Here is a 13747-nt window from a genome sequence, read left to right on the forward strand (position 1 = left end):
TTCTGCACCTGCGAACACCCGTCGCGGGTCAGAGGCGGATCGCGCCCTCCGGGCCGGTCATCTCTGCCGAAAGGCGCGGGCTGTCGGCGGGCTCGAACCGCACCAGCGGCGCCTGCAGATGCGGCGCCAGCAATGCCTCCAGGGCCGCCGCCTCGGGATGCGCCACGGTCAGGCAGGTCAACGTCAGCCCCGAAGGCGGCAGGCTTTGCCCCGGCGGGCTCGGCACATGCCACTGGATCAGCGCCGGGAACAGCCCGTCAAAGGGCAGCCTGCCATCCTCCGGCACCGCCATAGACCAGCGCAGCCCGTCGCGTTCCAGGTCCACCCGGCGCCCGGCCACAGGCAAGGCGGCGATGGCGGCGTCGATGTCCGGCACCCGGCAGATCCACTTGTCGAGCCGCGCCGGCCCGCTGAAATCATCCAGCCCGAACCAGCGCGCATCGGGTGGTGGCGGGGCATCGGGGTCGATGGCGATGGCCTCCAGGTACAGGCGCGGCGCCAGGCCGATCAGCCGGTTATGGGTGCCATAGCGCGCGTGTCGTCCGCCCGGCCCCATCGGAACGCCCAAGGCCGCCTCGCAACAGGCCACGGCCGTCGCCAGGTCCGTGCCCGCCACGGCAATATGATCGAGTTCCATCATCGCACAGACCCTTTTATCTAAATCCGGCGGCGACGATAGACCCGCGCCAACGGGATGAACAGGGGCACCGTCCGGCCTGCTCCTTCCGCTGCAGGCCCAGGAGCGCCCCCTGCTTCTTCTTGGTGTAAATACCCCCAAACGGGGGCGCAGCCCCCGACGCGCGCGCCCGACAGGGCGCGCGCGGGTCGGCCCGCGTCAGCGGGCCGAAACCTCTCTCGAACCGTGGCTCAGGCCGCGTCCGCGCGGGCGTCGCGGATCAGCCGCAGGATGTCCTGTGCGGCCTCGGGGATGTTGGTGCCGGGGCCAAAGATTGCCTTCACGCCGGCGCCGTAGAGGAACTCGTAATCCTGGTGCGGGATCACCCCGCCGCAGATCACGATGATGTCGCCTGCGCCCTGCGCCTGCAGCTCCTTGACCAGTTGCGGCGCCAGCGTCTTGTGGCCGGCAGCCTGGCTGGAAATGCCGATGACATGCACGTCGTTGTCGATGGCGTCCTGCGCCGCCTCTTCGGGCGTCTGGAACAGCGGGCCGACGTCCACGTCGAACCCGATGTCGGCAAAGGCGGTGGCGATCACCTTGGCGCCCCGGTCGTGGCCGTCCTGGCCCATCTTGACCACCAGCATGCGCGGGCGGCGTCCCTCGGCCTCTGCGAAATCCTCGACCGATTTCTGGATCGCGGCAAAGCCCTCGTCGCCTTCGTAGGCGGCGCCGTAGACGCCCGCCAAAGTCTTGACCTCGGCGCGGTGACGGCCGAATTCCTTTTCCATTGCCATGCTGATCTCTCCGACAGAGGCGCGCGCGCGGGCGGCTTCGACCGCCGCGTCCAATAGGTTCCCCCCTTCTTTCGCCCGGCGCGTGAGCTCGTCCAGCGCCGCCTGACAGGCCGCCTCGTCGCGGCTGGCCCGGATCTTTTCCAGGCGCGCCACCTGGCTTTCGCGCACCTTCTGATTGTCGATGTCGAGGATGTCGAGGTCATCCTCCTTGTCGAGCTTGTACTTGTTGACGCCGACGATCACGTCGGTGCCGCGGTCGATGGCGGCCTGGCGTTGCGCGGCGGCCTCCTCGATCCGCAGCTTGGGCATGCCGGACTCGACGGCGCGGGTCATGCCGCCCATCTCGTCCACTTCCTCGATCAGTTTCCAGGCTTCCTCGGCCAGGTCATGGGTCAGTTTCTCGACGTAGTAGGAGCCGGCCAGCGGGTCGACCACCTTGGTGACGCCGGTTTCCTCCTGCAGCACCAGCTGGGTGTTGCGGGCGATGCGGGCGCTGAAATCCGTGGGCAGGGCGATGGCCTCGTCCAGCGCGTTGGTGTGCAGCGACTGCGTGCCGCCCAGGACCGCCGACATCGCCTCATAGGCCGTGCGGATGACGTTGTTGTAGGGGTCCTGTTCGGCCAGCGACACACCCGAGGTCTGGCAGTGCGTGCGCAGCATCTTCGACCGCGGGTTCTGCGCGCCCAGTTCGGTCATGATCCGGTGCCAGAGCATCCGCGCCGCACGCAGCTTGGCCACTTCCATGAAGAAGTTCTTGCCGATGGCAAAGAAGAAGGACAGCCGCCCGGCGAACTTGTCGATGTCCATCCCTGCTTCCATCGCGGTTTTCACGTATTCCTTGCCGTCCGCCAGCGTGAACGCCAGCTCCTGCACCAGGTTCGCGCCGGCCTCCTGCATGTGGTAGCCGGAGATGGAGATGCTGTTGAATTTCGGCATCTCGTTCGAGGTGTACTCGATAATGTCCGAGATGATCCGCATCGAGGGTGCCGGCGGGTAGATATAGGTGTTGCGGACCATGAACTCCTTGAGGATGTCGTTCTGGATGGTCCCGGACAGCACCGACTTGTCGTGGCCCTGTTCCTCACCCGTGACGATGAAATTGGCCAGCACCGGGATCACCGCGCCGTTCATGGTCATCGACACCGAGACCTTGTCCAGCGGGATGCCGTCGAAGAGGATCTTCATATCCTCGACGCTGTCGATGGCGACACCGGCCTTGCCCACGTCACCGACCACGCGGGGGTGGTCGCTGTCATAGCCGCGGTGCGTGGCCAGGTCGAAGGCGACAGAGACCCCCTGCTGACCGGCGGCCAGGCCACGACGGTAGAAGGCGTTGCTCTCCTCCGCGGTCGAAAACCCGGCATATTGCCGGATCGTCCAGGGACGGCCGGCGTACATCGTCGCCTTGACGCCACGGGTAAAGGGCTCTGCCCCCGGCAGGGTGCCCATGTGGGGCAGTCCTTCGATGTCGGCGGCGGTATAAAGCGGCTTGACCGCGATGCCTTCGAGCGTGTTCCAGGTCAGGTCGTCCAGCGGGCGGCCCCGCAGTTCCTTTTCAGCCGTCTCGCGCCAGCTTTCGGGCAGATCCGTCATCGTCTCGTCCTCTCTTCAAGTCTTCATGGCAGCCGGGTCCGGGTCTCTGTCCCGGTTGACGACTGCGGGGTCTCTGTCAGTGTGGCCAGCCCGTCGGCGCCCGCGCGCAGCCAGGCCAGGTCCTGTTCGTAGGCATGGCGCAAGCGCGCCGATTGAACCTCGTCGAAGGGCGACCAGCGCGTCGGCACCGGGGCCTCTTGCAGTCCGCCCGTGTCCTCGCCCCGCGCCTCCAGCGCCGCGTGCAGCGCGGCGGTGTCGGGGCGACGGTTTTCCAGGAACCGCCCGGTTTCCGCCAGCGGCAGGCCCGGTTCCCCGGTCATGACCTGCAACAGCAGGTCGGGACGGTCGGCGAAACATTCGAAGGGCGTGACCTGGATCGTTGCATCGGGACAGGCGCAGGCCAGGTCGGTGATCACCGCGCGCCAGCTGCGCGTGCCCCGCGCCAGCGCGGCAATGGCGTCGGGCGCCGGGCGCGACTGCCCGCGCGGCACCAGGTAGGCCGCCACCGAGGCCCACCAGTGATCCAGCGAGCGGATCTGCAGCGTGATTTTCACCGCGCCCCCGACCGCCGCGGACAGGCGCGCCATCCTCTCGCCGATCGCCGGATAAAGCGCCTGCTGCCGCAGGCAGTTGCGCGCGGTGCCGATCATGTTCTCATCGGTGATGACCAGGTGGCGCAGGCCGAGACCCCGGGATTTTTCGAGATTCACGCCCAGGCGCCCGGCGGCGCGGCGGGCGGCCTCGGGCGACTCGGGACGTTCGACCACGTCGAAGAGCAGGCCGTTGCGTGTCCTGCGCGGGCCCCAGAACCCGATGCCGCGCGGCTTGAGCGCGGCACCATGCGTGCGCAGGTAGGCCTGGAAACTGGTGGTGGCGGTGCGATGGGCACCGGCGTGCAGGATGATGTCCATCAGGCAATGCCCCCCGGTCGCGACCCCGTGGCGCGGACTGCGCCGGGGTCCTGGAACGGGCGCGAGACTGCGCCGGGACAGGTGAGAATGCCGTTAAAGGTAAAATTTTTCCGGGCACTGGCGCGGGAAAGCTGTGCAGCCCGCCGGTCCGCGCTTATATCTTTTGTCATGCATGGTTTGACCCGACTGATCGCCGCTGCCCTGATGGGCGCCTTTGCCAGTACCTCGGCCGCCCAGGGGGCCGAGACCACGGATGATTTCGAGATGATCCGCCCCGCGGCCGAAACCTCACTGGAGGACTGGCTGTGGATCAAGCGGCCCGTCGTCGTCTTTGCCGACAGCCCCGCCGACCCGCGGTATGTCGAGCAGATCAACCTGATCACCGAACGGCTGGACGCGCTGGAAGAGCGCGACGTGGTGGTGATCACCGACACCGATCCCGGGGCGCGCAGCTCGGTCCGGCAGAAACTGCGCCCGCGCGGGTTCATGCTGGCGATCCTCGCCAAGGACGGCAGCATCGTGACGCGCAAACCCGGCCCCTGGTCGGTGCGCGAGATCTCCCGCTCGATCGACAAGCTGCCTCTGCGCCAGCAGGAGGCACGCGACAGGTAGGCCGAGTCGCCGTTCAGACGTTGCCGCGCAGGAAAAAGGCGATCTGCGAGGGCCGGTGCAGCAACGCCAGCGCGTTGGTCGCGGGATCGTAGATCATCACCGTCTCGTCCGACATCAGCGCCAGGTAGACATCGGCCTGGAATGTCGCGTCCATGCAGGCGCGGGCCGGGCCGACAAAGCTGGAGATCAGGCCCAGCCCCTCGTAGAGATTGACCGACATCAGCCCCTCGGACACCATGTTGGGGGTCATGCCGGGGATCTCGAAGGCCACCGCGCGGCCCTGCGACAGCAGGCGCTGACCGGCGTGCAGATCGTCCACCCGCCGCAACGGACCGGAGGCCCGCACCTCGCCCGAGATCGTGTCGAAGATCGCCGCCGTGCAGGTCCCGCGCGAGGTAAAGGCCCGCGTCTGTGCCAGGAAGACCCAGCCGCCCAGCTGCGCGCGCACCGCCTCTTCGGTGTCGAGGCGGAAACAGCCCGTCAGCAGCCCCCCGAGGGCCGCAAGAACCACCATCTGCCGAAGAAACCGCACCAGACCGCCCTGCCCCCTTGCCCGTACTCGTTGCGGGCAGGTTAGTGCCAAGGCGTTTAGGATCCGTTGCCGAGAGCCGGGTCATCCGCCGTCCCCCGTTTCTACCCGCGGTTCGTCGCCGCGCAGACGCAGGTGCAGGGCAATCCCGCCGATCCCGAACATCAGGGCATAGCCCAGAAGGCTGCCAGCCCCGGCCGCCAGCATCCGGAAATAGACCGCGCAAAAGACCAGCGTCATGACCGCCAGCACAACCAGCGGCCCGCCAAGGTAAAAACCCCAGCCGGGCAGCAGATCCAGAAGCGCCGCCAGCAGGGCCAGGTAAACGGCATAACCGGTCCCCACCGAAACGATGGAGACCGCAAGCGCGCTGCCGACGAACAGCGCGTTGCCGCCCTCTGTCGGCACCACGAACCACAGGCCGACCGCCACCACCCCCGACACCACCAGCCCGGCGAGGAACGCCAGGCTGTGCATGAGCCAGATGCGGAGGGCGCGGCGGACCATGCCTTATTCGAACTCCATGATGACGTCGTCGACGGCCAGGCTGTCGCCCGGTCCGGCGTTGATCTTGGCCACCACGCCCTTTTTCTCGGCGCGCAGGATGTTTTCCATCTTCATCGCCTCGACAGTGCAGAGCGCCTGCCCCTCCTGCACCTCGTCGCCCTCGGCCACGTTGACCTTCACGATCAGGCCGGGCATCGGGCAGAGCAGCATCCTGGAGGTGTCGGGCGGCAGTTTCTCGGGCATGAGCCGGGCCAGTTCCGCCTGCCGGGGCGAGCGGACATGGACGCGCATATCGGCGCCACGGGTGCGCAGGCGGAAGCCATGCGTGACCTTGTCGACCTTCAGCACCAGCGGCGCGCCGTTCAGCGTCATGTGGGCCAGCGTGTCGCCCGGGGTCCAGCGGCCCTCGACGCGCAGGCTGGAGCCATCGGCGAAATTGACGGTCGAGCCATCGGGGTCGGCGTCGATGACGACGTCGTAATCGACCCCCTGCAGGCTGACGACCCAGTCGCTGCCGACGCGGCGTTCGTGGTTGCCAAGACGCCCGGTGACACGGGTGCGCCGGATCTCGGCCACGCGGTTCATCGCGGCAGCAGCGGCGGCAACGCGCTTGAGCTCATCCTCGCCCAGGGTCACGCCCTCGAAGCCCTCGGGGTATTCCTCGGCGATGAAGGCGGTGGTCATGTCGCCCGAGATGAATTTCGGGTGGTCCATGACGGCGGCGACGAAGGGCAGGTTGTGGCCGATGCCCTCGACCTCGAAACTGTCGAGCGCGTTGCGCATGGTCTCGATGGCCGCGTCCCGCGTTTTGCCCCAGGTACACAGCTTGGCGATCATCGGGTCATAGTACATGCTGATCTCGCCGCCCTCGTAGACGCCGGTATCGTTGCGCACGATGCCCTCGCTCAGTTCGCCCTCGGCGGGCGGACGGTAGCGGGTCAGGCGGCCGATGGAGGGCAGGAAACCGCGATAGGGATCCTCGGCGTAAAGCCGGTTCTCGATCGCCCAGCCGTTGATCTGCACGTCGTCCTGGGTGATCGACAGCGGCTCGCCATTGGCGACGCGGATCATCTGTTCGACCAGGTCGACGCCGGTGATCAGTTCCGTCACCGGGTGTTCCACCTGCAGGCGGGTGTTCATTTCCAGAAAGTAGAAGTTCTTGTCGCCGTCGACGATGAATTCCACGGTGCCGGCGCTGGCATAGCCCACCGCCTTGGCCAGGGCGACCGATTGTTCGCCCATCGCCTTGCGGGTTTCGGGGTCGAGGAAGGGGCTGGGCGCCTCTTCCACGACCTTCTGGTTGCGGCGCTGGATCGAACATTCGCGTTCGTTCAGGTAGATGCCGTTGCCGTGGGTATCGCAGAGCACCTGGATCTCGATATGGCGCGGCTGGGTGACGAACTTCTCGATGAAGATCCGGTCATCGCCAAAGCTGCTGGCGGCCTCGTTCTTGGACGACTGGAAGCCCTCGCGCGCCTCTTCGTCGTTCCAGGCGATGCGCATGCCCTTGCCGCCGCCGCCGGCACTGGCCTTGATCATGACCGGGTAGCCAATCTCGTTCGAGATCTTCACCGCTTCCTCGGCGTCCTCGATCAGGCCCATGTAGCCGGGGACAGTGTTGACCTTCGCCTCCTGGGCGATCTTCTTGGAGGTGATCTTGTCCCCCATCGCCTCGATTGCGCCCTTGGGCGGTCCGATGAAAGCGACGCCGGCGGCTTCGAGGGCCTCGGCGAATTTCGGGTTCTCGGACAGGAAGCCATAGCCCGGGTGCACCGCCTGCGCGCCGGACTGCTTGATGGCGCCCATGATCTTGTCGATCACGATATAGGACTGGTTCGCCTGCGGTGGGCCGATGTGCACGGCCTCGTCGGCCATTTCCACATGCAGCGCGTTCTTGTCGGCGTCCGAGTAGACCGCCACCGTCTTGATGCCCATCTTGCGGGCGGTCTTGATGACCCGGCAGGCGATCTCGCCCCGGTTCGCGATCAGGATCTTGTCGAACATGTCTGTCCCTTCTTCTTGGCCCGCTGGGGGGCTGCGTCTGAACATGCAAACGCCGCCCGGGGCAAAAACCCCGGACGGCGTTGAAACGGATCTGTGGCGGCGCCAGATCGGCGCGCGCGGGTCTGATCAGCGGTTGCGGCAAACCTCTGGCGTGACGTCGTCGCAGACGACACCAGCCGCGCCGCCGATGGCGGCACCGGCCGCCACGTTGCGGCCCGTGGCTGCAGCGCCGGCAGCACCGATACCAGCGCCGATGACGCCGCGTTCGATGTCGCTGCCTTCACAGGCTGCCAAGCCGAGGGTTGCGACAAGTGCCGCGGAAATCGTGAGTATACGCATGAGGACCACTCCTTCTCCCATGTCAGTGCGTCGGGATCATTACCCGACAACGCGGCGCGGGAAAGTTGGTTCCAGTGCGGATGGCCCGGGGCGGCAAGAACCGGCGCAAGGCCGGCGAAGAGCCGCCGAAAGGCAGGGTCAGCAGCGCGAAGGGTAGCGGCTGCAATAGTTGATGTTGTTCGCGACCCCGACCCGCGAGCCGGAGAGCACGTTGACATCGAGCGCCACGGCGTCCTCGCTCTGCTCGCCCAGGTTGTCGCCGCAGGCCGCAAGCGCGACCAGTGCGACCAGCGCAAGGGATGTGCGGTGCGTGTTGGTGTCCCGTCCGTGCATGTGAGGCTCTCCTCATCGTTCTGCGACTGCTCGGGATGCAGGGAACACCATGCAAGGGGGAAAATCCAGTCTCTTGTCCCGACGTCACCCACAGAGCGCGAATATCCGCCAAGCCATTGACTCGGAGCGTGTTTCGCGAGGCAAGAACGGAAATGGGGCGGCCTGGCCGGGGACTGACCTGACCGCCCCCTAGGGGGTTGGGTACCGCGGAGACACAGGGACGAAATAGGACCTTCGCCGCGACCCGTGATCACGCTTGCAGAAACGCCGCGATCTGCAAAGCCCGCAATCCGCGCAAAATTTCCATCGGCAATCGCCCGCGCAATCTGGCGGCGAACTGGCAAGAAAGCGCCCAAGCTCATTCCCAGTCCTCCGACAGTTCGAAGGCCTCGGGAAAGGCCGCCCGTGCGGCGCTCTCGTCGATGACCAGGAGCGCGTCGTAGCTCTCCGGGTCGAAAGGGTCGTCGTAGGGCAGGACCTCGCGGCCAAAGAGCCAGGACAGGCGGCCCGCGTCGAGGTTGCCCCGTTCAAAGGGTTCGTCCCCGAAATGCTGCCAGAGCGCGGCCAGGAAGGCGGTGTCTGCACGACGGTCGGCGGGCCGGCGGTCGCGGTAACGCTCGCGGCGGGTGATCGGCGTGACGCCCTTGGGATTGGCGCGGCGGATCGTGAACTGGAAGTCGGTGCCGGTCAGACGGCCCGGGAACCCGCGGTGCTTCAGCATGTGCCCGCCTCCCCGACAGGGAGAGACGGCACAGCAGGTGATCGCGCGCCGGGACGGCGCGCAACGATGGCATTGCTCGTCAATCCTCCGCCTGCTGCCCCGAACCGGCGGAAAGGCGGGACGGACGCGCGCGCCCGCCCCGATAGGTTCTTACTTGTACTTGCCCGTGTAGACCGGCTCGACCGAGATGGGCTCGGGATCGACCACGATGTACTCTTCTTCTTCCTGCTGTGCGCAGGCGGAAACGCCGGCGATGACAGCAAACATGGCAAGCAGTTTGATGCTCTTGGACATCTTCTACTCCTGTCTAGTGCAACGAAACATTCAGCGCGCGAGCGCCCTGCCTGTCCCCGTTCAGAGGTTTCGATTGCTTGGGTGCAATCAGTCACGAACCTACCCGACTGTCGGGGAAAAAGATACGCACCCTTGGGCAACGAATCGGGTTGTGACTCAGAAGCCTCATAAACTTGTCCACATGAGAGTCGTATCGCAAGATATTGTGGGACCATCAGAAAGCCTCCCAGATGCAGAGGTCGCTTTGGACAAAGAAACTCTCGAAAAACTGCGTCACATCGGGGGTCATGATCCCGAAATCGACCGGTTCGGACATCAGCGTGATGACAATGGTGGCCGGTTCGCCGCCCGCGTCGGTCACACGGCGCAGCGCGTCCTGCGTGCACAAGAGCTCGATATCGCCCGCCACTTCCTCGAAAGGCAGTTCGGCGGTGTCCAGTGCGGGCACGACGTAGCGAACCCGCCAGAGCGGCGGTTCGGCGATGACGTCATGATACGTGAATTCCAGCCCCGAGGTCGGCAGGATGTCCTTCAGGACCGGCGCAGCTTCTTCCTGTGCGCGCAGCGGCCCGCAAAGGACCGTCAAGGCCAGGATGGGTGCGAAGAACAGGCGGCAGCCCCGGTACCTGCGAGCGATGCTCGCGGCTCCTCCCACCGGGGCCGCCAAAGCCCCGGGCACACCCGGGGCGTAAACTCTGGACCGGTTCATGAGCGGCCCTCCCCTGCCCAGCGCAGCCAGCGGGCGCGGTGCGCCGGGCTGTCGAGCAGATCGCGGATCCGGCTTTCCGTGCCTTGCGGCGCCCGCCCCTGAAGGCGACCGCCGGCGCGCACGGTCAAACCGCCTTCCGCCGCGTCAATCTGTATCACCGGTGAAAAACCGCGCAACCCCTGAAGCGCGCGCCAGAGGTCCTGCCGGATGTGGCGCGCCAGCCGAGAGGGGCGCACCGGCGGAAAGTCGCTGACCGCCGAGACATCGAACCGTGGCGGCCAGTGCCGGGCCAGGACGTATTGTTCCGGGTCGCTCCGGATATGCCATGCGTCGCGTTTCATGCCCTCACCCATTTCCGCAACCGGGCCATCAGACCGCGGGATTGCGCCGCCGCCAGCGCGGCGGCCTGCGCCCGCTCCTGTTCCGCCCGCTCGATGAAGATCAGCGCATACGGGCGCAGGGCCTCTTCGGTCCCGCCCTCCAGGCGCTTCATCACCTTGTTGTAGGGCACCGCGCTCAACCCGCCTTCGCGCAGGATAAGCGGCTCACCCCGCGCGCCTGCCACCCAGCCCCCGGCCCCGGCGCGGATGATGACCTCGCCGACATAGCAGGAGGCCGCCTGCAGCAGCAGCCGAAACCCCGACCCGCCGCCCTCGCCCTGGGCGAGGTCGTCCAGGATTTCCTCGACGAGGCCGAGGCTGTCGAGGCTGAAATCCATGTCACGCCCGTAGACGTCGCGCGCCGTCTTGACGAAGGCAAGCGCGACCTGGGGCGCCCGTTCCGGACCGGGGATCATGCGCGGGCCCTCCGGCACTCAAAGCGGGATATTGTTGTGCTTCTTCCAGGGCATCTCGCGTTTCTTGTCGCGCAGCATGGCAAAGGCCCGCGCCACGCGCCGCCGGGTCGAGCGCGGCTGGATCACCTCATCCACAAAGCCGCGTTCGGCCGCGATGAAGGGGTTCGCAAAACGGTCTTCATATTCCGCCGCGTGCCCGGCGATCTTTTCCGCATCACCCAGGTCGGCACGGAAGATGATCTCGGCCGCGCCCTTGGCGCCCATGACGGCGATCTGCGCCGTGGGCCAGGCATAGTTGACGTCGGCGCGCAGGTGTTTCGATGCCATCACGTCATAGGCGCCGCCATAGGCCTTGCGGGTGATGACGGTGACCATCGGCACCGTCGCCTCGCCATAGGCAAAGAGCAGCTTGGCGCCGTGCTTGATGACGCCGTTGTATTCCTGGGAGGTGCCGGGCAGGAAGCCGGGCACGTCCACCAGCGTCAGGATCGGGATCTCGAAACAGTCGCAGAAGCGCACGAACCGCGCCGCCTTCTTCGAGCTGTCGATGTCCAGAACACCCGCCAGCACCATCGGCTGGTTCGCCACCACGCCGACGGTCTGCCCCTCAAGGCGGATGAACCCGGTGATGATGTTGCCCGCGTGATCGGCCTGGATCTCGTAGAAATCGCCCTCGTCCGCGACCTTCAGGATCAGTTCCTTCATGTCGTAGGGCATATTCGGGTTGTCGGGGATCAGCGTGTCGAGGCTGGGCTCGATCCGGTCGACGTCATCGAAGAAGGGACGGACCGGCGGCTTTTCGCGGTTCGACTTGGGCAGGAAATCGACCAGGCGACGAACCTCGGCCAGCGCCTCGACGTCGTTTTCAAAAGCGCCGTCGGCGACCGAGGATTTCTTGGTATGGGTGCTTGCGCCGCCCAGTTCCTCGGCGGTGACGACCTCGTTGGTCACGGTCTTGACCACGTCGGGGCCGGTCACGAACATGTAAGAGGAGTCCTTCACCATGAAGATGAAGTCGGTCATCGCGGGCGAGTAGACCGCGCCGCCGGCACAGGGGCCCATGATGACGCTGATCTGCGGGATCACGCCGGAGGCCTCGATGTTGCGCTGGAATATCTCGGCATAGCCGGCAAGGCTGTCGACACCTTCCTGGATGCGGGCGCCGCCCGAATCGTTCAGGCCGATCACCGGCGCGCCGTTCTGCACTGCCATATCCATGATCTTGCAGATCTTCTGCGCATGGGTGGCAGAGACCGACCCACCCAGAACGGTGAAATCCTGGCTGAAGACATAGACCATGCGGCCGTTGATCGTGCCGACGCCCGTCACGACCCCATCACCGTAGGGGCGGTTCTTTTCCATGCCGAAATCGGTACAGCGATGGGCGACGAAGGTGTCGTACTCCTCGAAGCTGCCCTCATCGACCAAAAGCTCGATCCGCTCGCGCGCGGTCAGCTTGCCCTTGGCGTGCTGCGCGTCGATACGTTTCTGCCCCCCGCCCAGGCGGGCGTTCTCACGGCGGTCGTGCAGTTCCTGGATAATGTCTTTCATCTGGCGGCCCCTTTCGCTTTGGCGCGAAAATACAGGGGAATCCCGGCGCCTCAAGGATTTCCTCGCAAATTTGCAAATCCGGAAAATAACGACCGCCGCATAATGCAAATATGGAAATTACATGTCGACAGCATGTAATGTATGGACATTTCCCGCGGTGCGCCCTACCCCATTCCGCATGAGCCCGAATTCTCCGGCGCGCTTTCTCGACCGAAGCACCCCGCCACATATCGCAACACTTGTCCTGATGGCCGGCATGTCCGCGCTTGCCATGAACATCTTCGTGCCCGCGCTGCAGATCATGGCAGACTGGTACGCGGTGGATTACGCCCTGATGCAGGCCTCTGTGACCGGATATCTGGCCGGGAACGCGGTGTTGCAACTCTTTATCGGGCCGATCTCGGACAAGCTGGGCCGCCGCCCGGTGATCATGGGCGGCATCGCGCTGTTCATCCTGGCCACCATCGGCTGTCTGCTGGCGACGAACATCACGGTCTTCCTGATCTTCCGCATGCTGCAGACCACCATCGTGGTGACGATGGTCCTCAGCCGCGCGGTCGTGCGCGACCTTTACCCTCCGGACGAGGCCGCCTCGATGATCGGCTACGTGACGATGGGCATGTCCCTGGTGCCGATGCTTGCGCCGGTGCTGGGCGGCCTGCTGGCCGAATCGTTCGGATGGCAGTCCAACTTCTGGTTGATGCTGGTGATGGGCGTGCTGCTCCTGTGGCTTTGCCACAACGACCTGGGTGAAACCAAGGCCAGCAGCGGGCTGAGCCTGGCACAGCAGTTCCGCGAATACCCCGAGCTGTTCCGCAGCCCCCGCTTCTGGGGCTATGCCCTGGCCTGCGCCTTTTCCTCGGGCGCCTTCTTCTCCTATGTCGGCGGCGCCTCCTTCGTGGGGATCGAGGTCTTTGGCCTCTCGGCCAGCCTGCTGGGCCTGCTCTTCGGCGCGCCGGCGATCGGCTATGCCCTGGGCAACGGCCTGTCCGGGCGCTTCTCGGCCCGGTTCGGGGTGAACACGATGGTGCTCTGGGGCGGACTGATCGTGGCCGGCGGCGTCGGCCTGTCGCTGATGCTCTTTGCCATCGACATGGGCAACGCCTTTACCTTCTTCGGCTTCATGACGCTGGTCGGATTGGGCAACGGGCTGACCATCCCCAATGCCACCGCAGGCGCCCTGTCTGTCCGCCCGCATCTCGCGGGCACCGCCTCTGGACTTTCCGGCGCCATCATGCTGGGCGGCGGCGCGGCCCTGTCGCAGCTGGCCGGTGTCCTTCTGACCGAGGATGCGGGCGTCTGGCCGCTGCTGTGGATCATGTTCGGCTCCGGCGTGGCTTCTGTCGTGGCAGCGATGCTGGTGATCCGCAGGGCACGGCGTGTCGGGGGGCTGGACGCGGCCTGACAAAGTTTGCATCTTTGCCCGACTCGTTCG

16 protein-coding genes are annotated in these 13747 nt (G+C 66.0%); 2 read left to right on the plus strand and 14 right to left on the minus strand.

Annotated elements, in window-relative coordinates; genetic code table 11:
• Positions 1 to 28: 28 nt before the first annotated feature.
• From BLQ71_RS08715 to BLQ71_RS08725, 3 genes are all read right to left on the minus strand, one after another.
• Complete coding sequence (locus BLQ71_RS08715; protein ID WP_074621418.1) at positions 29 to 640, minus strand: VOC family protein; 612 nt, start codon at positions 638 to 640, stop codon at positions 29 to 31.
• Between the two features lie 227 nt (positions 641 to 867).
• Positions 868 to 3006, minus strand: a complete 2139-nt coding sequence (gene scpA, locus BLQ71_RS08720; protein WP_069209934.1) for a methylmalonyl-CoA mutase — start codon at positions 3004 to 3006, stop codon at positions 868 to 870.
• 23 nt (positions 3007 to 3029) lie between these two features.
• Positions 3030 to 3917, minus strand: a complete 888-nt coding sequence (locus tag BLQ71_RS08725) for a hypothetical protein (protein WP_229754835.1) — start codon at positions 3915 to 3917, stop codon at positions 3030 to 3032.
• Positions 3918 to 4094: 177 nt separating this feature from the next.
• On the opposite strand from BLQ71_RS08725, the gene BLQ71_RS08730 reads away from it, so the two are divergent.
• Positions 4095 to 4529 (plus strand): DUF4174 domain-containing protein, encoded by a 435-nt coding sequence (locus BLQ71_RS08730; RefSeq protein WP_373286030.1) that lies wholly within the window; start codon positions 4095 to 4097, stop codon positions 4527 to 4529.
• Between the two features lie 13 nt (positions 4530 to 4542).
• Here BLQ71_RS08730 and BLQ71_RS08735 read toward each other — a convergent pair whose 3' ends face one another.
• The 11 genes from BLQ71_RS08735 to BLQ71_RS08780 form a co-directional block, all read right to left on the minus strand.
• Positions 4543 to 5061: a hypothetical protein gene (locus BLQ71_RS08735; protein WP_074621419.1), complete on the minus strand. Its 519-nt coding sequence runs from the start codon at positions 5059 to 5061 to the stop codon at positions 4543 to 4545.
• Positions 5062 to 5142: 81 nt separating this feature from the next.
• Positions 5143 to 5565 carry a hypothetical protein gene (locus BLQ71_RS08740; protein ID WP_074621420.1) on the minus strand — a complete coding sequence of 141 codons (423 nt, stop codon included), beginning with the start codon at positions 5563 to 5565 and terminating at the stop codon, positions 5143 to 5145.
• A 3-nt stretch (positions 5566 to 5568) separates the two neighbouring features.
• Entirely contained in the window at positions 5569 to 7569 is a 2001-nt protein-coding gene (locus tag BLQ71_RS08745) for an acetyl-CoA carboxylase biotin carboxylase subunit (protein ID WP_043144245.1), read from the minus strand.
• A gap of 126 nt (positions 7570 to 7695) precedes the next feature.
• The gene (locus tag BLQ71_RS08750) at positions 7696 to 7908 is read right to left on the minus strand and encodes a hypothetical protein (protein ID WP_074621421.1); all 213 of its coding nucleotides are present in this window, start codon (positions 7906 to 7908) and stop codon (positions 7696 to 7698) included.
• Positions 7909 to 8046: 138 nt separating this feature from the next.
• Positions 8047 to 8241: a hypothetical protein gene (locus BLQ71_RS08755; RefSeq protein ID WP_043144243.1), complete on the minus strand. Its 195-nt coding sequence runs from the start codon at positions 8239 to 8241 to the stop codon at positions 8047 to 8049.
• 358 nt (positions 8242 to 8599) lie between these two features.
• A complete protein-coding gene (locus BLQ71_RS08760) occupies positions 8600 to 8962 on the minus strand; it encodes a hypothetical protein (RefSeq protein WP_074621422.1) in 363 nt (120 codons plus the stop codon).
• A 150-nt stretch (positions 8963 to 9112) separates the two neighbouring features.
• On the minus strand, positions 9113 to 9256 hold the full coding sequence (locus tag BLQ71_RS26370) for a hypothetical protein (RefSeq protein WP_162846276.1): 144 nt from the start codon (positions 9254 to 9256) through the stop codon (positions 9113 to 9115).
• 214 nt (positions 9257 to 9470) lie between these two features.
• Positions 9471 to 9965 carry a DUF6497 family protein gene (locus BLQ71_RS08765; protein ID WP_133066160.1) on the minus strand — a complete coding sequence of 165 codons (495 nt, stop codon included), beginning with the start codon at positions 9963 to 9965 and terminating at the stop codon, positions 9471 to 9473.
• Entirely contained in the window at positions 9962 to 10306 is a 345-nt protein-coding gene (locus tag BLQ71_RS08770) for a hypothetical protein (protein WP_043144240.1), read from the minus strand. The genes BLQ71_RS08765 and BLQ71_RS08770 overlap by 4 nt, the downstream gene beginning before the upstream one ends.
• Entirely contained in the window at positions 10303 to 10761 is a 459-nt protein-coding gene (locus BLQ71_RS08775) for a hypothetical protein (protein ID WP_074621424.1), read from the minus strand. Before BLQ71_RS08775 ends, BLQ71_RS08770 begins: the two co-directional genes overlap by 4 nt.
• 18 nt (positions 10762 to 10779) lie before the next feature.
• The gene (locus BLQ71_RS08780; RefSeq protein WP_074621425.1) at positions 10780 to 12312 is read right to left on the minus strand and encodes an acyl-CoA carboxylase subunit beta; all 1533 of its coding nucleotides are present in this window, start codon (positions 12310 to 12312) and stop codon (positions 10780 to 10782) included.
• 178 nt (positions 12313 to 12490) lie between these two features.
• On the opposite strand from BLQ71_RS08780, the gene BLQ71_RS08785 reads away from it, so the two are divergent.
• Entirely contained in the window at positions 12491 to 13717 is a 1227-nt protein-coding gene (locus BLQ71_RS08785) for a multidrug effflux MFS transporter (RefSeq protein WP_074621426.1), read from the plus strand.
• The last annotated feature ends 30 nt before the right edge of the window (positions 13718 to 13747 follow it).

The sequence above is a fragment of the Antarctobacter albus genome, from assembly GCF_900101505.1.
GTDB lineage: Bacteria > Pseudomonadota > Alphaproteobacteria > Rhodobacterales > Rhodobacteraceae > Antarctobacter > Antarctobacter albus.

Coding starts and splice junctions, on each gene's coding strand:
- BLQ71_RS08760 (WP_074621422.1), bottom strand. CDS start 8,962: ATGCTGAAGCACCGCGGGTTCCCGGGCCGTCTGACCGGCACCGACTTC.
- scpA (WP_069209934.1), bottom strand. CDS start 3,006: ATGACGGATCTGCCCGAAAGCTGGCGCGAGACGGCTGAAAAGGAACTG.
- BLQ71_RS08715 (WP_074621418.1), bottom strand. CDS start 640: ATGATGGAACTCGATCATATTGCCGTGGCGGGCACGGACCTGGCGACG.
- BLQ71_RS08745 (WP_043144245.1), bottom strand. CDS start 7,569: ATGTTCGACAAGATCCTGATCGCGAACCGGGGCGAGATCGCCTGCCGG.
- BLQ71_RS08765 (WP_133066160.1), bottom strand. CDS start 9,965: ATGAACCGGTCCAGAGTTTACGCCCCGGGTGTGCCCGGGGCTTTGGCG.
- BLQ71_RS08775 (WP_074621424.1), bottom strand. CDS start 10,761: ATGATCCCCGGTCCGGAACGGGCGCCCCAGGTCGCGCTTGCCTTCGTC.
- BLQ71_RS08780 (WP_074621425.1), bottom strand. CDS start 12,312: ATGAAAGACATTATCCAGGAACTGCACGACCGCCGTGAGAACGCCCGC.
- BLQ71_RS08740 (WP_074621420.1), bottom strand. CDS start 5,565: ATGGTCCGCCGCGCCCTCCGCATCTGGCTCATGCACAGCCTGGCGTTC.
- BLQ71_RS08770 (WP_043144240.1), bottom strand. CDS start 10,306: ATGAAACGCGACGCATGGCATATCCGGAGCGACCCGGAACAATACGTC.
- BLQ71_RS08755 (WP_043144243.1), bottom strand. CDS start 8,241: ATGCACGGACGGGACACCAACACGCACCGCACATCCCTTGCGCTGGTC.
- BLQ71_RS08750 (WP_074621421.1), bottom strand. CDS start 7,908: ATGCGTATACTCACGATTTCCGCGGCACTTGTCGCAACCCTCGGCTTG.
- BLQ71_RS08785 (WP_074621426.1), top strand. CDS start 12,491: ATGAGCCCGAATTCTCCGGCGCGCTTTCTCGACCGAAGCACCCCGCCA.
- BLQ71_RS08725 (WP_229754835.1), bottom strand. CDS start 3,917: ATGGACATCATCCTGCACGCCGGTGCCCATCGCACCGCCACCACCAGT.
- BLQ71_RS26370 (WP_162846276.1), bottom strand. CDS start 9,256: ATGTCCAAGAGCATCAAACTGCTTGCCATGTTTGCTGTCATCGCCGGC.